Source organism: Caulobacter sp. Root655, assembly GCF_001427665.1.
Lineage (GTDB): Bacteria > Pseudomonadota > Alphaproteobacteria > Caulobacterales > Caulobacteraceae > Caulobacter.
Genome location: NZ_LMHC01000007.1, coordinates 1 through 21333 on the forward strand (window position 1 = coordinate 1; position 21333 = coordinate 21333).

Here is a 21333-nt window from a genome sequence, read left to right on the forward strand (position 1 = left end):
TCCAGCGGACCATCGTCGGCCAGATGGAGACCGGAGCGGTGCTGGAACCAGCGGTCAAGTACCAGCGCATCGCCCAGACCAAGGGCCTGCCCAGGGATAACCACTAGGACTTGAGACGGGGCGCGCTGGTCAGCGCGCCCGGTTTTGCCTGACTAGTCTAGCCTCGAAGATGGCCGTCCACTGGTCGGAGACCATCTGGAACCGCACGGTGACCTTGCCCCGACCGTTGGTCAGGGCCTGGGGCAGGGGATAGCTTCTAACGTTCAGGGTCGAGGTCCGATCGCCCGCCAGCACCTCGCGCGCCACCTCCTGGCCGTCGACCAGGATCGCGAAGGTCTTCCCCCGCGCCGCACCGTCATAGGTGACCTGCAAGGTCAGCGGACCCGGCGCGGTCGCCATCTGGAACGCGATGAAGCCCTTGTTCAGTATGCGGCTGCGGACGGTCAGATTGCCGCTGTCCTGGGTGCCGGGACTGGCCTTCAGGGCGTGATCGACCTCGGGCTGCTGCTCGCCAAAGCGGATGATATCGGCCGTGCGGTCCTGGATGTCGGCGCGGGCCCTGGCGTCGGCGACCAGAGTCGGTTCGAGCGTCGTCCATTGCGCCTGGGTCAGACGGCGGAAATAGACCGCCGTGCGATTGTGGTGCTGCTCAAAATAGGGACGCAGCACCAAGCCCTGAGGCCGGCCGTGGTCGGCTAGGGCGAACCGCTGTGGCGCGCCGACCGGAACCAATGGCGGGGTGCTCGCCGCATCGACGACCACGGGATCAAAACTGTTCCATGGCTGGTCGGCCGGGCCGAGGTCAGCGGCCAGAACCAGGGGGCCGTTCAGAAAGGCGATCAGGTCTGGATCGTCAGGCATCGCTTCGGTTCGAAGCGACATGGGCAGGGCCAGCGTCAGGCGATCACCGGCGCGCAGGGTGAGCTTGATGTAGCCGCCCTCCGGTGTAGCGGCGCGATCGAGGCCGTTGACCTGCACCGCCGGCTTGGCGCACCAGCCTGGAACCCGCAGCGAAATCGGCGTGGCCGAGCGCGCTTTTGTCACCGTCAGGGTTACTTGGTCGTCGTATGGGAAATCGGTGTCGATCTCGAGCTTCAGGCCCTTCTCGGTCCAGTCCAGGGTGGACGGATAGTAGAGATTGACCAGGACCCGTTCGCCGTCGCGCCAGAAGATGCTGTCGCCCAGCTTGGAATAGTTCTCCATGCCCGTCCCGACGCAGCACCAGAACGAGTCCGTCGGCGTCGAGTGGCCCCGCGCGTAGCCCGAAGCCAGCGGCGAGAAGTAGGTGAACATCCCGGTGTCGGGGTCCTGCTGCGACAGGATATGGTTCAGGTGGGCGCGTTCGTAGACGTCGAAATACCGCGCCTCGCCCGACCAGGCGTAGAGCCGCCGGGTAAGTTTCAGCATGTTGTAGCTGTTGCAGCATTCGCAGGTCTGTTGGCCCAGGCGCGTCGAGAGCTTGCGGGGCGGGCCGAAATGCTCGAACTCCGAATTGCCGCCGATGACGTAGGAGTGGTCGGCGACAACCGTTTCCCAGAAGACCATCGCGGCCTTGGCGGCTCGAGCGTCGCCGCCGGTTTCGTAGAGGCGCGCCTCGCCGATCAGCTTGGGGATCTGGGTGTTGGCGTGCTTGCCGGCCAGGTCGTCGCGGCCCTCGGCCAGCGGACGCACGATGTCCTCGTGCTGAACGCGGCGAGCCAGATCCAGCCAGCGCGGCTGGCCGGTACGGGCGTGGAGTTCGGCGAAGCTCTCGACGATGCCGCCGTGTTCGACGCGCAGCACCGTCTGGACCTGCTGGTCGTCCAGCGCGTCGAACATCCGACCCAGATAGTCAGCCAAGCCGATGGCCACTGTCAGGGCCCCGGGATCGTCGCACAGGACGTGGGCGTCGAGCGTGCCGGCCAACACCTTGTGATAGGTGTAGATCGGCACCCAGCCGCCGTTCAGTCCGCCGGAGGCGTCGATCTTGCCCGCGCGGATTTCCTCATAAACGACCTTGCCGTCGACCGTCTTGCCGTCGCGCTCGACCGTCGTGCCGCCGGCGTAGCCATCGCCGTTCGCGGCCTGGCAGGCGGCCAGCTCCTCGACGATATAGGCCGCGCGCCGCTTGAACTCGGGCTGGCCGGTCTGGGCCCACATCAGCGAGACGGCCGACAGGTAATGACCCAGGCTATGGCCGGCGATGCCGAGGCTCTCCCAGCCGCCGTAGACCGCGCCCTTGGGCGTCAGGCCCGCGCCGGCGCGGAAGTTGTGCAGCAGGCGGTCAGGTTCCAGCGACAGCAGGTAGCGCTGGTTGGTCTCCTGCGCCGTCAGGAAGCGCGATGGCTTCAACCGCACCTGGGAGAGCGGGAAGCTTGTCAGCTTGCCCGCGCTGTCCGTGGCGCGCGCGAGGGTGGGGGCGGGCAGGCCCGCCGCGCCGACCGCGGCGCTAGCCTTCAGAGCCGTTCGACGCGACAGTCCGGTCATGGCGCGCCCTTAGTCGACGTGCTGGTCGGGGAGGGCGTGGGTCGGCTTGGAGCCCCACAGCGCGTAGAACAGCACGTACACCTCGCAGGCCGCTGTCAGCAGGAACGACCGCTGCAGACCGAAGGTGTCGGCCAACCAGCCCTGGACGATGACCAAGGCGCCGCCAGCGATGGCCATGATGAGCAGACCCGAACCTTCCTCGGTCAGCGGCCCCAGGCCCCGGATGCCCAGGGTGAAGATGGTCGGGAACATGATCGAGTGGAAGAAACCAACGGCGATCAGCGACCACATGGCCGCCGGGCCATCGACGAAGGTGGCGATCAGCATCACCGTGAATGCGCCGATCGAGAAGGCGGCCAGGACGTGCTCGGCGGCGAAGCGGCGCATCAGCACGCTGCCCAGGAAGCGGCCGACCATCATGCCGCCCCACAGGATAGCCAGATAGCGCGAGGCCTCCTCGTGGGTGATCGCGGCGATATTCGGTTGCGAGACGAAGTTGATGAACAGATTGGCCACGCCGATCTCGGCGATCAGGTAGATGAAGATCGCCGGCACGCCCCAGACAAGATTGCGGTGCGACCAAAGCGAAAGGCCCTTGCGGGCCTCGCGGGACGCGCGCTGAGTCGCCTGACCGATGGTCGGTAGGCGCACGCGGCCCATGACCACGGCCAACGCCACCAGGGCGATCGCCACGATGACATAGGGCAGGACCACGGACTGAGCGTCGGCGTGGCGCTCCGCGGCGGTCAGGGCGACGCTGGCCTGGGCCGTGCCGCTCTTGGAACGTCCCAGGATCAGGTAGCCGGCGAACAGCGGGGCCAGGGTGGTGCCAAGCGAATTGAACGCCTGCACCAGGTTCAAGCGGGAGGACCCGGTCTCGGGTGGTCCGAGCACCGCGACATAGGGGTTGGCGGCCACCTGGAGCAAGGTGATGCCGCTGGCGATCACGAAGAGCGCCGTCAGGACCAGGGCGTAGGAGGTCAAGATCGCCGCCGGAACCATCATGGCCGCGCCAACCGCCATGCCCAGCAAGCCGACGACGATGGCCTTCTGGTAGCCGATCCGCTCGATCAGCTTGGCCGACGGAAGCGAGGCTACGAAATAGGCGATGAACCAGACCGACTCGATCAGGGTCGTGCGGGTGTAATCCAGCACGAAAACGCTGCGCAGATGCGGCAGCAGCGTGTTGTTGATGACCGTGATGAAGCCCCACATGAAGAACAGGCTGGCCAGCAGGCTCAAGGCCGAGCCGTAACGCTGGTGCGGGGTGTCGGCGGCCACGGTCGGCGCGCTTTGCGGAATGGCGGGCATCGTTTCCTCTTCGTCGAGCGCGGTCGCGCAACTCAGGCGGGCTTGTGCCTGCTCTTAATATTTTGTCCGAGTATATGGTCTCCGTTATTTCGTCAACGCGCGTGGCGCACGCTCAGCAAAGAGCGGGTTTCGGTCAGCAGTTGGGTCCGCGACAAGCTAGGCAGTCCCGAAATAGCGCTTGGCACTTGGTTATTGTAGGACAAAATTAGGCCTGCTACCAAATCACGCCGTGAAGCCTCGCATTGCGATCTGGCGTGCGGCGGGAAGTCCGGGAGCGATCTCCCGCAAAATCAATTGGGGATGAGACCATGGCGAAGGCCAAGACAATCGTGGGCGCGGCAGTCGCGCTTCTGGCAATGGCCGCGAGCGCGCAAGCCGCCGAACTGGCCGCCACAGCGACGCTGAAGGCCGACCAGCCCGGCGCGCCGATTTCCCGCTACGTCTACGGGCAGTTTTCCGAGCACCTGGGCGCGGGCGTCTATGACGGCGTCTGGGTCGGGCCGGACTCGAAGATCCCCAACGTTCGCGGCATCCGTAGCGACGTGGTCGGCGCCCTTAAGGATCTCAAGGTTCCGGTGATCCGCTGGCCCGGCGGCTGCTTCGCCGACGAATATCGTTGGCGCGACGGCGTCGGCGAGCGCGCCAAGCGTCCTTCGCGCAAGAACAACTGGTGGGGCGGCTCGCCCGAGAGCAACGCGTTCGGCACCCACGAATTCATGGACTTCGCCGAGCAGATCGGTGCGGACCCCTACCTCTCGATCAATGTCGGCTCGTCCGATCCGACCGAGATGCGCGAGTGGATCGAGTACATGACATCGCCGGGCGACGACACCCTGGCCCAGGAGCGGCGCGCCAACGGCCGCGACAAGCCGTTCAAGGTGCCGTTCATCGGCATCGGCAACGAAAGCTGGGGCTGTGGCGGCGAGATGACCCCGGAATACTACGCCAATGAGTACCGTCGCTTCTCGGCGTTCTTCCACAAGAACAAGGACAATCCGGCCGTGCGCGTCGGCTCGGGAGCCAACGCCTTCGACACCAATTGGACTGACGTGGTGACCAAGAACGCCGGCCGGTTCATGGACGCGATCTCGTTGCACTACTACACGCTGCCGACCGGCAAGTGGGACAAGAAGGGTGCGGCCACCGGCTTCGACAAGGCCGCCTGGGGCCAAACCTTTGCTCAGACCCTGCGGATGGAGGACCTGCTCACCCAGCACATCGCCGTGCTCGACAAGAACGATCCGGACAAGCGCATCGGTCTCTTCGTCGACGAATGGGGCACCTGGTACGATGTCGAGCCGGGCACCAATCCCGGCCATCTCTATCAGCTCAACACCCTTCGCGACGGCGTGTTGGCGGCGGCGAACTTCAACATCTTCCACCATCACACTGACCGTGTGAAAATGACCAACATCGCCCAGACCATCAACGTTCTGCAGGCGATGATCCTGACCAAGGGCGACCAGATCGTCCTGACGCCGACCTATTACGCGTTCAAGATGTACACGCCGTTCCAGGACGCCACGGCCGTGCCGCTTGAAGTGCAGGCGCCCAAGATCACCATCGGAACCACGACCATCCCGGCGTTCAACGCCTCGGCCGCCAAGGGCAAGGACGGAAAGACCTACATCGGCGTGGCCAACATGTCGCCGGACGACAGCATCAAGCTCAGCGTGTCCCTCGGCGGATTCAAGGCCAAGTCTGTTTCTGGCCAACTGCTGACCGCCGACAAGATGGACGCGTTCAACGCCTTTGGCGCCAAACCCGTCGTCGCTCCGGTTCCCTACAAGGGCGGGCGTCTGGTCGGTGACAAGCTCACTCTCGACATTCCGGCCAAGTCGGTCGTCGTCGTCGCGGTCGAATAGATCGCCTTTGGATATTCTGACGTCTGAGGAAGAGGAAGGAAGTTCGGTCGCCAGCGTCCCGTCTCGATAGGTCTTGTCGAGCCCGGCGTGAACGAACAGGTCCGCCACCCGGACGGTTGGGGGCGGTCTTCAGATGGACTGACCGCCACGCGCCGGAAGTCCTGGTCCTCCAGATAGCCGCCGCCTGCTCAGTGGCGGATCTGGATGGCCACGAGGTTCTCACCCGGCTTCACAAGCCGGGTGAGGCCGACCTTTCTGAGCAGCTTGGAGTGTTGCGAATAGCCGGCCTCGTGGCCATTGATCCAGGCGGGGAGGCCGCGCCGACCTGCAGAATCACGTCCTGGCCGCTCTACCCGGCGGGGATCTCGAAAGTCCGGCGGTAAGAGCCGGCCGGATTGGTCGTGTGGGATCAGCGGCCGGGACCTTGATCGTCTTCCAGGCCGAGGCGTCGCAATTCGGCTTTTCGAAGTCGTCGGGCGTGGCGTCGGACGAAGGCGAGAAGTGAAAAGCCCACTGTCCGTCCAGGAACAGGTAGCGCTCGGACCGGGTCATGTCACCGCTCCAGGGCGGCGCCGGCGGACAGCCTGCCGCGGGCGTTGACCGCCGGGTTTTCCCAGTCGGGATGCGATGGATCGACCTGCACCGGATCGACGCGCGGCGTTTCTTCCGCCTGGGCGGCGAAGCCGATCGCAAGTCAGGCCATGCTCGCCGTTATGCTTCGCTTCATTCGATCCTCCCCTTCATTCAACCCGTGGTTGGCTTGCGCCTGCTTTCCAGGCTCAACGTCAGGCCGAGGCCTTGGCCATCACCGGTTGTGATCCCGTATTTTGGCCAGGCCAATTCGAAATTTCGAAAAAGAATTTCTAGATTGTCTCTGGAAAATAATATACAAAACAAATTGCATATATAAAAAATGACATTGATATCAATGTCTTGGTTGATGATTTAGATGGTGTCGTACGGAGGGGGCTCCCGATGGCATCGATCTAACCGGCCATTCAGGCCGGTTAGTATCGCGAAGAGGTCAGGCCAATAAATCGCCACTTAAGGCGGCGGCCGCAAATGAGGAGGGAACGAATTGCACTCGAAAATCAGCCCAGCGCGCGTCCTGAAGGTCGCGCTCCTGTCGGCCACCTTCATTGGGGGTTTGCCGGCCATCGCCGTGGCGCAGCAAGCCGCCGCGCCCCAGACCGATACGCTCGACGCCGTCGTCGTGACGGGTTTCAAGCAGAGCTACGCCAACGCGGTCCGCGCCAAGAAGACCGCCATCGAAATCACCGATGGGATCTCGTCGGACGGCCTGGGCCGCTTTCCGGACCTGAACGTGGGTGAAGCGCTGCAGCGCATCCCGGGCGTCCAGATCAACCGCGAGGCCGAAGGCCGCGACGCCACCATCAATCTGCGCGGCATGCCGGGTGAGTACGCCCGCACGACGCTGAACGGCCAGTCGTTCGCCTATCCGCCGCTGCTGCGCGACAACCAGGGCACGCCGCTGGGCGCTTTCAACTCCGACATCTTCTCGGCCTTCGTGATCCAGAAGTCGCCGATGGCCAACACCGTGTCGGGCGGCCTCAGCGGCAACGTCGACATGCAGATCGCCCCGGCCCTGTCCCGTAGGGACGGCGGCATCGTGAAGGCGTCGTACGAGTACAACGACCTGGGCGACCTGGGCGCGCCCGCCGCCACCCTCGGCTACAACAAGCACCTGTCGGACAATCTCGCCGTCTTCGGGACCATCGCCTATAAGAAGGAAAAGTTCCGCCGCGATACGGTCCGCCTCAACAGCTACGACTATCTGACGTCGGCGATGACGGGCCTGACGCCGACCCAGTTCAACAGCACCTACGGCCAGTACTTCTCGGCCGCGGCCTGCCCGACCAGCGCGACGTCGTACTGCCGCTCGCTAGGCCAGGCCCTGGGTCTGTCGCAGACGCTGGCCACGCCCTTCATCACCAGCAACACCGGTTCGACCAGCGCCAACGGCATCTGGGCCAACAGCCAGATCCGCCAGTACACCCGCATGAACGTCGGCAAGGTCTGGTCGGGCTCGGCGGGTGTCGAGTGGAAGCCGAACGACAACACCAAGATCGGCCTGATCGGGTTCTCGACCGATCGCGACCTGCCCGACACGACCCAGTATTTCCTGATCAATACCGTCCTGCCGTCGTCCACGGCCGGCGCGGGTACGGTGATCACGCCGACCGGCGCGCCGATCAAGACCAGTGACGGGCGCTATCTGTACGAGAACTACTCGTTCGCCAACATGAACGCGCTCTCCTCGACCCGCCTATACTCGCAGCATCAGAAATCGAAGGGGCTGATCGGCAACATCGACTGGAGCAACGACGACTGGCGCCTCGCCGCCGCCCTGACCCTGTCGTCGGGCTACAACGCGTCGGTCGAGACCGAGGTCGATGTCGCCACCTACACCCGCGCGGGTGGCAATGGCATCTCGGGTTCGCTGACCACCGGCCTCGATGACATCAGCGGCTTCAAGTACACGACCACGCCGACGCCGCAGAACTCGATCACCAACGGCCAGGCCTGGACCTGGGGTGGGCCCGGCGACCCGACATCGTTCTACAACAACGGTTCCAAGGCCAACTCGACCAACCAGATCCAAATCCAGGGCACCGAGAGCTTCGCCAAGAACGACGTGAACACCGCCGCCTTCGATGTCGAGCGCTTCGTCGAGTTCGGACCGGTCAAGAGCCTCCAGGCGGGCGTGCGCCTCGAGCGCGAGAAGTACGTGTCGACCGGCTACCGGGTCTACGCCTACGGCGCCCAGTTGAGCAAAATCACCTCGAGCATGATGGTCACGGCGCCCTTCGTCGATGACTTCATGGGCGGCTCCGCTGGCGACTACAACCGCAACTGGCAGGTGCTGAACATCCACGACTTCCTGGACGCGGTCCGCCCAGTCACGGCCTATCAGGGCGGTGGCCTGTCGAGCCAGGGCTTCAACATCCAGTACGCCGACAGCAGCTACTACGATAAAAACTTCACCAACGAGAACGACGTCAATCAGTTCTACATCCAGGCGAAGTACGACACCGAGATCTTCGGCCACGGCGTGCGCGGCAACTTCGGCGGCCGCTACGAAGACACCAAGAACACCATCACGACCCTGGATCGCATCACCCCGCCGACCGACTCGATCGGCTCGGCCACGGCGTTCAAGACCGACGAATACGTCAACAAGTACCACTACTTCCTGCCATCGGCGATCTTCGTGGCCGACGTCACCGACGACCTGATCCTGCGCGGCGCTTACTACAAGACCTACGTGCGCCCGCACCCGCGCCAGTACTCGCCGTCGACCAAGGTCAGCCCGGCTCCGATCTTCAACAGTAGCCTGAGCTCGGGTTCGACCAGCGTCTATGACGTCTCGGTCGCCATGGGCAACAACAGCCTCAAGCCGTACCTGGCCGAGTCGTTCGACCTGTCGCTGGAGTGGTACAACCGCCCCAACGGCCTGATCTCGCTGGCCTATTTCCACAAGAACATCACGGACCGCATCGCGACGACCACCGACCCGTCGATCATCTGCCCGTCGGACGGCTCGACCTGGGGCTTCGGCGCTCTGTCTTGGGACGGCACCTACTGCAACGCCACCGCGCTGAGCAACGCCACCCGGCAGATCCACGTCAACGCCAGCGGGGCCTACAACCTCGACAAGCCGACCACCGTCGAGGGCGTCGAGTTCAACATCCAGCAGAACCTCGATTTCCTGCCGGGCTTCTGGAAGAACCTCGGCGGCAGCTTCAACTACGCCTACACGACGTCGAAGAGCCCGGCGATCGCCCCGTTCCCCGGCATCTCCAAGCACAACGTCAACGTCATCGGCTACTACGAGACGCCGAAGTACGGCGTGCGCATGGTCTACAACTACCGTTCGGACTATCCGCTGAACGCCAACGGCACCTATACCGGCGCCGCTCGTTCGGTGAAGGCGCGCGGCCAGCTTGACCTGTCGGCGTCCTACAACGTCACCGATCAGCTCACCCTGTCGCTGGACGCCTACAACCTGACGGACTCCAAGCGTTTCGAATACGAGAATGACACCCGGGTGTCGCGTTGGGTCGACTACGACGGTCGCACCTATACCCTGACGGCGCGCGCCACCTTCTGATCTTCACGTCCCCCGTGAAGCCACTTGATAGCCGGTCCATTCGTGGACCGGCTATATTTTCTCCCTTCGAAGGGCGCCGCCCAAACATCGTTCCGACGGCCCTCGTCGGGCACGTAGCCAGAAGGATTTCCATGCCGGGACTTCGCGCGAGACTGTCGCCCCTGCTGGTTCTGACCGCCCTGGCGGCCGGCTCGATCGCTCAGGCCGAGCCCGACCGGTCTCTCTACAAGCTTCCCGCGCTCATTGTCGGCCTCGGCAACGACAACCAAGGCGACACCATTCCCGGGCCTACCCGGCCCAACGGCTCCATTCACCCGTCACCCGAGACCCAGAACCCTAGCAACGCGGGCTACAACGCCGCCGAGCCGATCAGCGGTTTCGCCCAACTCCATTCGCAAGGGTCGGGCGGCGTCACCACTTACGGCACGTTCCTGCTGTCGCCCCAGGTTGGGCAAGCCATCTTCGACGAGACGGCTCATCTGTCGCCCAAGACCGATGAGGTCCTGGCCGCCGACGCCTATTCCGTCCGCCTGTCGCGCTACGACACCCGGGTGGAGGTCACGCCGGCCCACTATTCGGCGATCTATCGGCTGAGTTATCCGAAGACGGATCAGGCGCAACTGGTCTTCGACGTGACGCGCAAGGTCGGCGGGCTGGTCGCCTCGGACCAGGCCGATGTGCGGCTGTTCCCCGCCGACGGCAAGATCGTCGGCCACGTCAAGGCCAAGGGCTACTGGAACCCAGCCCTGATCGACATCTGGTTCGTCGCCAAGTTCAACCAGAAGCCCACCGCCTGGGGCGTCTTCAACAAGCAGGACCGCCAGCCCGGCGCCACCGAGGGCAGGACCGGACCGGACGAGCGCCTGGGCGCCTGGCAGACCTTCAAGATCGCTGATGACAAGCCGCTGCTGGTCAAGATCGCTGTCTCCTTCACCAGCGCGGAAACGGCCGAAGCACTTCTCGATCGGGAGATCCCGGATTGGAACTTCGATCGCGTGCGCCAGGAGACGCAGACCGCCTGGAACGACCGGTTGGGCGAGATCGAGGTCTCGGGTCTGTCGGAGGCGCAGACGCGACGGTTCTACACGGCGCTCTATCACGCCTCGACCCATCCGCGTGACCGCACGCTGGACCAGCCGGCCAAGGATCTCGACCGTCCCAACTGGGACGACCATTACACCCTGTGGGACACCTATCGGACCCTGTTCCCGTTGATGTCGGTGCTGCGGCCCAGCGAATACGCAGCCAATCTCAATTCGCTGATCCACACCTTCGACAAGTTCGGCGCCGCCGACACCGCCATTATCGGCGGCCAGAACTATCATGTCGGCCAGGGTGGGGACGAGGTCGACAATGTGCTGGGCGAGGCGCTGCTGCGCGGCGCCCAGGGCGTGAACTGGAACGACGCCTGGCGCGTGACCCACTTCAACGCTTTCGAGCGTCGCCGCCCGCGTTATCTCGAAAGCGGCTATTTCGGCGTCGGCGACCTCAGTCCGGAGCCGAACAACCAGCGCGCCAAGTCGGGCTCTTCCACCCTGGGTTTCGCGCTCAACGACTATTTCGCCGCTCAGGTCGCCCGGGGAGCGGGCCATCTCGACGAAGCCGACGCTCTGATCAGGCGCTCGCAAAACTGGCGCAAGATCTGGAATCCCGACACCGAGAGCGACGGCTTCAAGGGCTTCCTGATGCCTCGCTATCCCGACGGCCGGTTCCAGGACATCGACCCCAAGCTCGGCTGGGACGGCAAGGTCCACAACAACGTCGGCTACTACGAGGGCACGGCCTGGATCTATTCCTACGGCGTGCTGCACGATCTCCCCGGCCTGATCGAGGCCATGGGCGGCCGCGTGCGCTTCAACGAGCGCCTCAACCACGCCCTCGACGCCGGTTTGATCGACATCACCAACGAACCGTCCTTCGCGACGCCCTGGCTGTTCCACAACCTGGGCCGCGCCGACCTTTCGTCCTACTGGGCGGGCCAGGTGTTCAAGCACTTCACCGACACCGCCTATCCCGGCGACGAGGACGCCGGGGCGATGAGCTCCAACTATGTCTTCAACCGCCTGGGCCTGTTTCCGAAGCTGGGCGGGGACCTCTTCTACCTGCACGGGCCGCGTCACCCTCGCAGCCTGATCCATCTGGAAGGTGGCAAGTCCCTGGAGATCGTCGCCGAGAACGCGGGTCCCGACCGCCCGTACATCGCCGGCGTCAGCCTCAACGGAAAGCCGCTGACCGCGCCCTTCGTTTCGCAGGCGCAACTGCTGTCCGGCGGCCTTTTGAGCTTCACGATGAGCGGCAAGCCGGGCCAGTGGGCCTATGACGGCGCGGTGCTCGGAGCGGAGGCGACCGCGCCGGCCCTGATCGATGGCAAGACCTCCACCGTCTGGACCGCGTCGGCCGGCCAGTCGGCGGTGTTCACCCGTTCGGCGCCGACGTGCCTGAAGGCCTACACGGTGAGCGTGGGCGCGGATCAGGCCGATCCGTCCGCCTGGCGCTTCAGCGGTTTCGACGGCCGGCGCTGGGTGACGCTGGACCAGCGGCGGGGCGAACGCTTCGAGCATCGCCACGCCACCCGGACCTTCGCGCTCGAGGCCAAGGCCTATGTCCGCTATCGCCTGGAACTGACCGCGGGCAAGTCCGTCCAGGTCGCCGAGGTGGAACTGATCGCCGGGACCGGATGCCGATGAGATCTGGAGCCGCGTGATGCGCCTGTCCGTCCGAGCCATCTTGACCGCGCTCGTGCTCCTATCGGCGAGCTCCGCCTGGGCGGCGGCCCCTGGAGAGCGGCTCGAGAAGGTCGTGATCCTCAGCCGACACGGCGTGCGCGCGGCGATGTCCAGCCCGGAGCGGCTCGAGGAGGTTTCCGTCCGATCCTGGCCGCGGTTTTCGGTCCCGCCCGGCCACCTAACGGCGCGCGGCGAGGTCCTGGCGTCGCTGATGGGCGACTATTTCCGTCAGCTCTATGTCGCGGAAGGCCTGCTGGCGCAGGACGATTGCCGCGCGGTCTACTACTGGGCCAACGTCACTCAGCGCACGATCGCCACGGCCAGGGCGGTGTCCCAGACGCTTTCGCCGGGCTGCGCGGTCGCGGTGGGCACGGTGGGCGAGGGGCGGGTGGATCCGATGTTCGAGCCGATCAAGGCGGGCAGGGTCGTCGCCGACGCCAGCCTGGCGCGCGCGGCCGTGGCCGGTCGCGCCGGCGGGGACATCGCCGCCTGGAGCGCCAGCCATCGCGACGCGATCGAGCGCCTGGACGCGCTGCTGATGCAGTGTCCGGCCGGTCCTTGTCCGCCGTCCCCAGGCAAGCGGCGGATCTTCGACGCCAGACCCGGCTTCGCCGAGGGCGAGGACCTTGTCTCACTGTCGGGGCCGGAGGCCTTCGCCTCGGGCGTGACCGAAAGCCTGCTGATGGCCTGGGCCGACGGACAGGACTTCGCTGCGCTGGGTTGGCGGGGTCTCGACGAGGATACGCTGACGCGGATTTTCGCCCTGCATCAGGCGGAATTCGACCTGAGACTGCGGACGCCCTATGTCGCCAGGACCCTGGGCGGTCCCTTGGCGCAAAGGATCCTGGCCACCCTGGAGGCGGGGGCCACGCCGGAACGCGTGGGGCAGGGCGATGCGATCGGACCGCCGGACGCCCGGATCGTCTTCGTGGCGGGCCATGACGGGACGCTGGCGGTGCTGGGCGGCCTGCTGCGGATCGAATGGACCATCGCGGGGTATCAGCCCAACCAGATCGGCCCGGGCGGCGCCCTGGTGTTCGAACGCTGGAGGCGGGCGGACGGCGTTCGCGTGATCCGGGCCCGCTTCACCGGCCAGAGCCTGGGCCAGTTGCGCGAGGCGACGCCCCTGACGCGCGCGACGCCACCTTTGGCCGCGCCGGTGTTTATTCCGGGCTGCAGCCTGGCGACGCCTGAATTCGACTGCCCGCTGGACCGGTTCGAAGCCGTCATGTCGAAAGCTTCGGGACTGTGACCGACGGCTTGGCCGTGCATCATCTCAAGAACAAGATCCGCCACGCGCAGGGAGGCTCGGGCCAATGAGCAAACTCAAGTCGATCTGGCGGAGCGCCCTGGCGCTCGTGCTCTGCCTCGGCGCCGCGCAGGCCGCGCAGGCCGAGGGGCGTCGCGAGACCGAGACGATCTTCACCGACGGTCTCGCGCGGGGCGGCTTCGTGCTGGTCGAGGCGGGACACGCGCCCACGATCGTCGTCGACCCGGCCGACGCCGCCGTCGTGCGCCATGCCGCCGACGACCTGGCGACGGACATCCAGACCGTCACTTCGCAACAGCCGACCGTCTCGTCCGCGCCCGTTGGCAAGACCGTGATCCTGGTCGGCACGCTGGGTCACAGCAAGCTGATCGACCAGATCGTCGCCGCGAAGAAGGTCGACGTCTCGCGCCTGGCCGGCGCCTGGGAAAGCTTCGTGATCGCTTCGGTCGATCGCCCGCTGCCCGGTGTCGACAAGGCCCTGGTGGTGATCGGTAGCGATCGTCGCGGGACCGCCTTCGGGGTCTATGAGGTGGCGCAGGCCATGGGCGTCTCGCCCTGGGCCTGGTGGGCCGACGTCACGCCCCGGCGCCGAGACGCGCTGTTCGTCGGTCCCGGCGTCCACCGCTTCGGTCCGCCGTCGGTCCGCTATCGCGGCGTCTTCGTCAACGACGAGGATTGGGGCCTCTATCCCTGGGCGGCGAAGACTTTCGATCCCGAGCGCGGCGACATCGGTCCCAAGACCTATCGCCGGGTCTTCACCTTGCTGTTGCGCCTGAAGGCCAACACGCTGTGGCCGGCCATGCACCACACGACGGCGCCGTTCAATGCCGACCCGGCCAACGCCAGACTGGCCGAGGAGTACGGCATCGTGATGGGCTCGTCCCACGCCGAGGCCATGCTGCGCAACAATGTCGGCGAGTGGAAGGCCGCGCCCGAGACCTTCAACTACGCCACCAATCCCGAGGGGGTGAAAGCCTACTGGGCCGAGCGCGCCAAGGCCAATGCGGGCTACGAGAGCCTGTGGACGGTCGGCATGCGCGGCATCCACGACACCGGCATGGTCGGTCCCAAGACCATGCCGGAGAAGGTCGCGCTGCTGGACGGGATCATCCGTGACCAGCGCGAGATCCTTGGCAAGACCGTCTCGCCCGATGTCTCGAAGATTCCGCAGATCTTCGTGCCCTACAAGGAGGTGCTGGAGATCTACCGGGCGGGCGTGAAGGTCCCGGACGACGTCACCATCGTCTGGCCCGATGACAATTTCGGCTACATCCGCCAGTTCCCCAGCGCCGAGGAGGCCAAGCGCGCGGGTGGGGCGGGCGTCTACTACCACCTGTCCTATCTGGGCTATCCGCTGGCCTATCTCTGGCTTGGCACGACGCCGCCGGCCCTGGTGCAGGAGGAGATGATCCACGCCTGGGACAAGGGCGCGCGCAATGTCTGGATCGCCAATGTCGGCGACATCAAGCCGGCCGAGATCGGCGCGAGCCACTTCCTGGAAATGGCCTGGGATATCGACCGCTGGCGCGGCAAGACCCAGCGCCAGTACCTGGAGGACTGGAGCCGCCGCGCCTTCGGGCCCGCGCTGGCCGGCAAGACCTCGGACCTGTTGGACGCCTACTATCGCCTGAACTTCGAGCGCCGGCCCGAGCATCTGGAGTGGCAGCCTCGCGCCGAGAACCGCCATCTGAGCAGCTACACGCCTGACGAGGTCAACGACCGGCTCCGCGCGTTCCGCAAGCTGGCCGCCGAGACCAAGGCGACGGCTGCGTCCGTCCCTCCGCCGCTTGCCGACGCCTGGTTCGAGCTGGTCGAGTTCCCGATCCGCGTCTCGGCCGCCGCCAACATGCGGTTCTTCGCGGCCGAGCGGTACAACGAGCTGATCGACAATGACCAGGCGATGGCGCGCTCGGCTGGTGGCGCGGCCGTCGACGCCCAGGCCGAGATCACCGCCCTGACCGACCGTTTCAACAACCAGGTCGCCGGCGGCAAGTGGCGCTGGCTGATGCCGGAAGAGCCGGCCGACAGCCAGTGGCGCATCTATCGCGCCCGCTCGATCCCGCTGCCGGGCGCGGGGCTGACGGCCGATCCGGCCAGGTTCCTGGCTGTCGTCGACGGTAACGCCCCCGCCGTCTCGCCGGTGGTGGAGGCCGAGGCCTTCGCCGCCAACGCTGGCTGGCGCCTGGTCGAGGGCGTCGGCCGCGGCCGCGGGGTGATGCTGGCCGACGCGCCTGGCGCCACCCTGACGCTCGCCGTCGACGTCGCGGGTTCCGACGGCCGCCGCGCGCAACTGGGCGTGCTGCCGATCTTCCCCGACGGCCAGGCCCAGGAGATCGAACTGGACGTCAGCATCGACGGCGGAGCGCCCGAGCGAGTCCGCCTGGCGCGCAAGGTCGGCTCGCCGGCCTGGGCCGAGGGCGTGCTGGACAACCTGCTGAAGGCGATGGCCGGGCCGCCGCTCGCGCCGGGCCGACATACGATCACCGTCGTGTCGCGGACGGGCCGCGTCGGCCTGGATCTCGTTCGCCTGATCCTGCCGGAAGAGGTGGCGACGCACGAGAACCACTGAGGCTTGCATCGGCGGAGTTGGCCCGCCCCCAAACTCCGCTCATCCTGGCATTCGCCGGGATGAGCGGAAATGGAGGGCGCAAGCGGGCGCTGACGCAGGCTACCGCCCGTCAGGCGGCGAAACGAAGGTCCTCGCCCAACCCGACGGAGCCGGACCCATCGTCAGGTCCAGCACGCCGCCCTGGGCCAGTTCGGCGTGGGTGATCCAGGCGCGCTCCAGGAGCTTGCCATTCAGGTGCGCGGCCGTGACGTAGCGGTTGGCTTCCGAGGTGGCCAGGGCCTGGATCGTGAAGGTCTTGCCGCCCTCCAGCGCGATGACGCTGCGCGCGAACACCGGCGAGGCGATGTAGTAGTAGGGCTGGCCGGCGTTGGGATAGAGCCCGACGGCGTTCCAGACGTACCAGCTGGACATCGCGCCGGCGTCGTCGTTGCCCGGCAGGCCCGTGCGGCTCAGGCGGTAGTGCTTGGCCATCAGCTGGCGCACGATCTCCGCCGTACGGTCCGGGCGGCCGGCGTGGATGTAGAGATACGGCGCCAGGATGTCGGGCTCGTTGCCCTGCGAGTAGTGGCCGTCGAACAGCTGGTCCAGCCAGGCGACGAAGCCATCGCGCCCGCCGGTCTTGGCCATCAACCCGCTCACGTCCTGGGGCACGTAGGTCGAATACTGCAGGGAATTGCCCTCGTAGAACGGCGCGTCCCACCACGGGCCCGAGCGGTCGGGATATTCGTAGGTGCAGCTGTAGTTCTCGACCCAGTCGCCGTTCGGGTAGCGGGGACGGATGCAGCCCAGGCTGTCATCCCAGAGGTTCTTCCAGTTCGCTGACCGCCCGAGGTAACGTTCGGCGTCAGCGGTCTTGCCCAGGGCCTTGGCCACCACGCCGATGGCGTAGTCGTCATAGGCGTATTCCAATGTGCGCGAGGCCGAACGGGTCTGGGTGAACGGCACGTAGCCCAGCTTCAGGTAGTCCTTCAGGACGCGACCCTGCTGGAACGGCCGGTCGGAGTCGACCTCGCCGTTCTTGCGGATCGCCTCGTAGGCCAGGGCCCGGTCGAAGCCACCCAGGCCCTTGACCATGGCGTCCGCGATCAGGATGTCGCCGTTCGACCCGCCCTGGGTCATGCCGTTGGCCCCGGCGATACGCGAATCCGGCATCCAGCCCGTGTGCTTGTAGGTGTCGATCAAGGAGCGGATCATGTCCCGTTGCCGCTGCGGTTGGATCACGGTCAGCAGCGGATGCAGCGTCCGGAAGGTGTCCCACAGGGTGTAGAAGTCCTCGTAATGGGGCTCGGCGGAACTCCACCAGACATTCTCGCCGCTGACGTCGTGCGGCATGGTGTGGGAGCGATAGAGGGCCGAATAGAAGATGCGCCGCTGCTCGTCCGAGCCGCCCTCGACCCGGATCTTGGCCAGGGCGTCGTTCCACCGTGCCCGCGCGGCCTGACGATAGGCGTCGAAATCCCAGCCGGGCATTTCCTCGGCCAGGTTGGCGCGAGCCTTGTCGGCGCTGATGAAGGACACGGCCAGCTTCATCCCCACCTGGCGATCGGTCGTGGTGTCGAAGGTGAGATAGGCGCCGAGGCGATTGGAGAACTCCTGCTCGGTGTCGTACTCGATCATGAGGCCCTGGCGGTTGGCTGGGCTCCTGACCTGCGCGCCGCCCTCGGAGCGGCCTATGCCAGGCGCGGTCTTGAACCAGCCCTGGCCGGCCTTCCAGGCGCCGAAAGCCTTGGCGGGGCGGTCGACGACCGCATGGAAGTACAGGGTGTAGGGCGCCGGATTCCAGCCGCCCTCGACCGTGACCTCGCCGGCCAGGGTCTGGGCGTCGATCAGCTCGACCTTGGCCAGCCTCACCCGCTGCCCGCGCCCCCGCATGGCGACGACCGAGCCGACGTCGAAGATCAGCTGGCTCTCGGCGGTGGCCGGATAGGTCAGTCGCTGGAAGCCGACGCGACGCGAGGCGGTCAGCTCGACCTTGATTTTCTCGGCGTCGCTGTTGCCCAGGCCCACGCTATAGTAGCCCGGCGAGGCCTGTTCGGCGGTCTTGCTGAAATGCAGGTGGTTGACCCGCAGTGGCCCCACGGCGGGCGTGACCCGGAAGTTGCCGTACTTGCCCGAGCCGCCCGTGCCGCTGACGTGGGTGTAGCTGAAGCCGATGATCGGGCTCTTGGAGTCGTAGCCGTTGGTGTCGGCGTTGGTGGTGTCGGGGCTCAGCGACACGAAGCCGAACGGCACGCCGGCGCCCGGCACGGCGTTGCCGCCGGTGACCCCGCCGCCGTCGACGCCGACGAACGGATCGGCCAGGGTCGCCAGGTCGGGCGCGACGGCCTGGGCCCGCGCCGAGAGCGGAAGCGTGGCCAGGGCGGCGCCGAGAAGAAGGACGCTCATGGAGCGCATCGGCGCGGTTCTCATGGCCGGCGGCTCTCGATCAGGCCTTGTGGGTGCGGGCGTAGTGGTCGAAGGCCACCGCGGCGACGATGATCAGGCCGATCACCACCTGCTGGAAGTACGAGGTCACATGCATGATCACGAGGCCGTTCGACAGCACCCCGATCAGCAAGGCGCCCAGGATGGTGCCGCCGACGCCGCCGGAGCCGCCCGTGAGGCTGGCCCCGCCGATCACCACCGAGGCGATGACGCGCAGCTCGTAGCCCGTGCCGCCCACGGCCTCGGCCGAACCCAGGCGCGCCGACAGCAGGAAGCCCGACAGACCGGCCAGGGCGCCGATCACCGCGTAGACGCTGGTCACGATGAAATCGACGTTGACGCCCGACAGGCGGGCGGCCTCGGCGTTGCCGCCGACCGCATAGACCTGCCGACCGTAGCGGGTGTAGCGCAGCACCAGGTGGCCCACGGCGGCCACCAGGGCGAAGACCACCACTGGAACCGGCACGAACAGGATGTGGCCCGTGCCCCACCAGCGGTAGGCGGCGTCGAAGCCCGAGATCGGGCCGCCGTCGTTCAGGATCAGCGTCGCGCCGCGCCAGACGGTCATGCCGCCCAGGGTGACGATGAAGGCTGGCACATGCAGCCAGGTGACCGCCTTGCCGTGGATGTAGCCGCCGGCCAAGCCGACCAGGCTGGAGAGGGCCAGGGCGATCAGCCAACTGGCTGGCGAGGCGCCGAGCACGGCCGTCACCACATAGGCGGCCGCGAGCGAGGCGAAGGCCAGCAGCGAGCCCACCGCCACGTCGATGCCGCCGATCAGGATCACATAGGTCATGCCGACCGCGATGATCCCGTAGATCGACACCTCGCTAAGAATGTTCAGCGCGTTGCGAACGGTCAGAAAGCGCTCGTTGACGGCGCCGAACACGGCGATCAGCAGCAGCAGGAACAGGATTGTCCGGTGCTTGCGCGCGAAGGCCAGGAGGCTGAAGCGCCGACCAGGCGGCGGAGCGGCCCGCTCGGCGGCCGGATCGGGGGAAAGCGTCGGGGAGGCGGTCATGCGGGACGGTGTTCCATTCCTGACGGCGAAGACCGGCCGGCGCCCGTCGCCATGTAGGCCATCAGACCTTCTTCAGTGGCCGTTTCGGCCTCGAGGTTGGCGACGATCGCGCCTTCGCGGAAGACGATGATGCGATCGCTGACGGCCATGACCTCGGCCAGCTCCGAGGAGATGACGACGATGGCCACGCCCTGGGCGGCCAGGTCGGACAGCACCTGGTGGACCTCGGCCTTGGCGCCGATGTCGATACCGCGGGTGGGCTCGTCGACGATCAGCACGCGCGGGGCGAGGGCCATCGAGCGGCCCAGCAGCACCTTCTGCTGGTTGCCGCCCGACAGCTTGCCGATCGGGGTCTCCTGACTGGCCATCTTGATCCGCAGCTTCTGGCGATAGATCTCGACGAGGTCGCGCTCGGCGCGTTCGTCGACCCACTGGCCCAGGCGGCTCAGGGGCTTGAGGCTGGGCAGGCTGAGATTGTGGCGGATGGAATGGTCCAGGAAACAGCCCTGCTGCTTGCGGTCCTCGGGCACCAGCATGACGCCGGCCCGGATCGCGTCGCGCGGCGACTTCAGCTTCAGCGGCTTGTCGTCCAGCCGGATCTCCCCCGAGGCCAGGGCGTCGGCGCCGAAGATCAGGCGAGCGAGATCCGTGCGGCCGGCCCCGACCAGGCCGGCCAGGCCGACGATCTCGCCGGCGCGCACCTCCAGCGAAATGTCCTTCAGATAGTCAGGCGCGGTCAGGCGAGGGTGGCGGGGCGTCACGGCCTCGACCTTCAGCACGACCGGGCCGGGCGGGCCCGAACGGACGCGGCGGACGAACTCGACGGAGCGACCGACCATCAGCCGGACCATGTCATCGACCTCGACGTCGGCCACATCGCCGCTGGCCACATAGCGGCCATCGCGCATCACTGTGTAGCGGTCGCACATGGCCTTCACTTCGGTCAGGCGGTGCGAGACGTAGATGACACTGACGCCGCGCGCCTTCAGGTCGGCGATGATGGCGTGCAGGCGGTCGACCTCGCGGCTGCTGAGAGCCGCCGTGGGCTCGTCCATGATGATCAGCCGAGCGTTCAGCGTCATCGCCTTGGCGATCTCGACCATCTGCTGCTCGGCCACGGTCAGGCGGCTGACCGGCTCGTCGGGATCGAGCGGCAGGCCCAGTTCGCCCAGCAGAGCCTGGGCGTCGGCGCGCAGTCGCCGCCAGTCGATCAGGCCCAGCCGCTTCGGTTCGCGGCTCAGGTAGATGTTCTCGGCGACGCTGAGCTCGGGGAACAGATTGAATTCCTGGTAGATCGTCGCGATGCCCAGCTGCTGGCGGCGCAGGGGCGTGTCACGCGGATCCAGCGGCTGTCCGTCGAACGTGACCGCCCCTTCGTCGGCCGCATGGGCCGCCGAGAGAATCTTGATCAGGGTTGACTTGCCCGCGCCGTTCTCGCCCAGCAGGGCGTGGATCTCGCCGCGCCCGACCTCGATCCGGACCTGGTCGAGGGCGCGCACGCCGGGAAAGCTCTTGCTGACCTGGCTGACATCCAGAAGAGTCATCGTTT

The 21333-nt window shown here is 66.4% G+C and carries 12 protein-coding genes; 7 read left to right on the plus strand and 5 right to left on the minus strand.

Going from position 1 to position 21333, the window contains the following annotated elements; all coding sequences use genetic code 11:
• Positions 1–107 (plus strand): hypothetical protein (locus ASD79_RS24990; protein ID WP_235524368.1); only part of this gene is annotated, 107 nt, incomplete at its 5' end.
• A gap of 22 nt (positions 108–129) precedes the next feature.
• Here ASD79_RS24990 and ASD79_RS08050 read toward each other — a convergent pair.
• Both ASD79_RS08050 and ASD79_RS08055 read right to left on the minus strand, forming a co-directional pair.
• The gene (locus ASD79_RS08050; RefSeq protein WP_056720521.1) at positions 130–2466 is read right to left on the minus strand and encodes a glycoside hydrolase family 127 protein; all 2337 of its coding nucleotides are present in this window, start codon (positions 2464–2466) and stop codon (positions 130–132) included.
• Positions 2467–2475: 9 nt separating this feature from the next.
• Positions 2476–3777, minus strand: a complete 1302-nt coding sequence (locus tag ASD79_RS08055) for a sugar MFS transporter (RefSeq protein ID WP_056720522.1) — start codon at positions 3775–3777, stop codon at positions 2476–2478.
• Positions 3778–4085: 308 nt separating this feature from the next.
• On the opposite strand from ASD79_RS08055, the gene ASD79_RS08060 reads away from it, so the two are divergent.
• From ASD79_RS08060 to ASD79_RS08085, 6 genes are all read left to right on the plus strand, one after another.
• Positions 4086–5642: an alpha-N-arabinofuranosidase gene (locus tag ASD79_RS08060; protein ID WP_056720523.1), complete on the plus strand. Its 1557-nt coding sequence runs from the start codon at positions 4086–4088 to the stop codon at positions 5640–5642.
• Between the two features lie 550 nt (positions 5643–6192).
• On the plus strand, positions 6193–6552 hold the full coding sequence (locus ASD79_RS23785; protein WP_156400414.1) for a hypothetical protein: 360 nt from the start codon (positions 6193–6195) through the stop codon (positions 6550–6552).
• A 168-nt stretch (positions 6553–6720) separates the two neighbouring features.
• The gene (locus ASD79_RS08070; RefSeq protein ID WP_056720525.1) at positions 6721–9774 is read left to right on the plus strand and encodes a TonB-dependent receptor; all 3054 of its coding nucleotides are present in this window, start codon (positions 6721–6723) and stop codon (positions 9772–9774) included.
• A 131-nt stretch (positions 9775–9905) separates the two neighbouring features.
• Entirely contained in the window at positions 9906–12461 is a 2556-nt protein-coding gene (locus ASD79_RS08075) for a GH92 family glycosyl hydrolase (RefSeq protein WP_056720526.1), read from the plus strand.
• A gap of 16 nt (positions 12462–12477) precedes the next feature.
• Positions 12478–13752 carry a histidine-type phosphatase gene (locus ASD79_RS08080; RefSeq protein WP_056720527.1) on the plus strand — a complete coding sequence of 425 codons (1275 nt, stop codon included), beginning with the start codon at positions 12478–12480 and terminating at the stop codon, positions 13750–13752.
• Between the two features lie 64 nt (positions 13753–13816).
• Positions 13817–16339: a glycosyl hydrolase 115 family protein gene (locus ASD79_RS08085; protein WP_056720528.1), complete on the plus strand. Its 2523-nt coding sequence runs from the start codon at positions 13817–13819 to the stop codon at positions 16337–16339.
• 99 nt (positions 16340–16438) lie between these two features.
• Here the strand turns inward: ASD79_RS08085 and ASD79_RS08090 are convergent, their stop codons facing one another.
• The 3 genes from ASD79_RS08090 to ASD79_RS08100 are packed head-to-tail and all read right to left on the minus strand — an operon-like array spanning position 16439 to position 21328.
• Positions 16439–18724 (minus strand): GH92 family glycosyl hydrolase, encoded by a 2286-nt coding sequence (locus ASD79_RS08090; RefSeq protein WP_235524363.1) that lies wholly within the window; start codon positions 18722–18724, stop codon positions 16439–16441.
• A gap of 40 nt (positions 18725–18764) precedes the next feature.
• Positions 18765–19784 carry an ABC transporter permease gene (locus ASD79_RS08095; protein WP_082584849.1) on the minus strand — a complete coding sequence of 340 codons (1020 nt, stop codon included), beginning with the start codon at positions 19782–19784 and terminating at the stop codon, positions 18765–18767.
• Complete coding sequence (locus ASD79_RS08100) at positions 19781–21328, minus strand: sugar ABC transporter ATP-binding protein (RefSeq protein ID WP_056720530.1); 1548 nt, start codon at positions 21326–21328, stop codon at positions 19781–19783. Before ASD79_RS08100 ends, ASD79_RS08095 begins: the two co-directional genes overlap by 4 nt.
• Positions 21329–21333 lie beyond the last annotated feature (5 nt).

Bases quoted from the DNA above. Each gene is read 5' to 3' on its own strand.
- ASD79_RS08080 (WP_056720527.1), top strand. From the start codon at position 12,478: ATGCGCCTGTCCGTCCGAGCCATCTTGACCGCGCTCGTGCTCCTATCG.
- ASD79_RS08100 (WP_056720530.1), bottom strand. From the start codon at position 21,328: ATGACTCTTCTGGATGTCAGCCAGGTCAGCAAGAGCTTTCCCGGCGTG.
- ASD79_RS08050 (WP_056720521.1), bottom strand. From the start codon at position 2,466: ATGACCGGACTGTCGCGTCGAACGGCTCTGAAGGCTAGCGCCGCGGTC.
- ASD79_RS08085 (WP_056720528.1), top strand. From the start codon at position 13,817: ATGAGCAAACTCAAGTCGATCTGGCGGAGCGCCCTGGCGCTCGTGCTC.
- ASD79_RS08095 (WP_082584849.1), bottom strand. From the start codon at position 19,784: ATGACCGCCTCCCCGACGCTTTCCCCCGATCCGGCCGCCGAGCGGGCC.
- ASD79_RS23785 (WP_156400414.1), top strand. From the start codon at position 6,193: ATGTCACCGCTCCAGGGCGGCGCCGGCGGACAGCCTGCCGCGGGCGTT.
- ASD79_RS08090 (WP_235524363.1), bottom strand. From the start codon at position 18,724: ATGAGCGTCCTTCTTCTCGGCGCCGCCCTGGCCACGCTTCCGCTCTCG.
- ASD79_RS08055 (WP_056720522.1), bottom strand. From the start codon at position 3,777: ATGCCCGCCATTCCGCAAAGCGCGCCGACCGTGGCCGCCGACACCCCG.
- ASD79_RS08075 (WP_056720526.1), top strand. From the start codon at position 9,906: ATGCCGGGACTTCGCGCGAGACTGTCGCCCCTGCTGGTTCTGACCGCC.
- ASD79_RS08060 (WP_056720523.1), top strand. From the start codon at position 4,086: ATGGCGAAGGCCAAGACAATCGTGGGCGCGGCAGTCGCGCTTCTGGCA.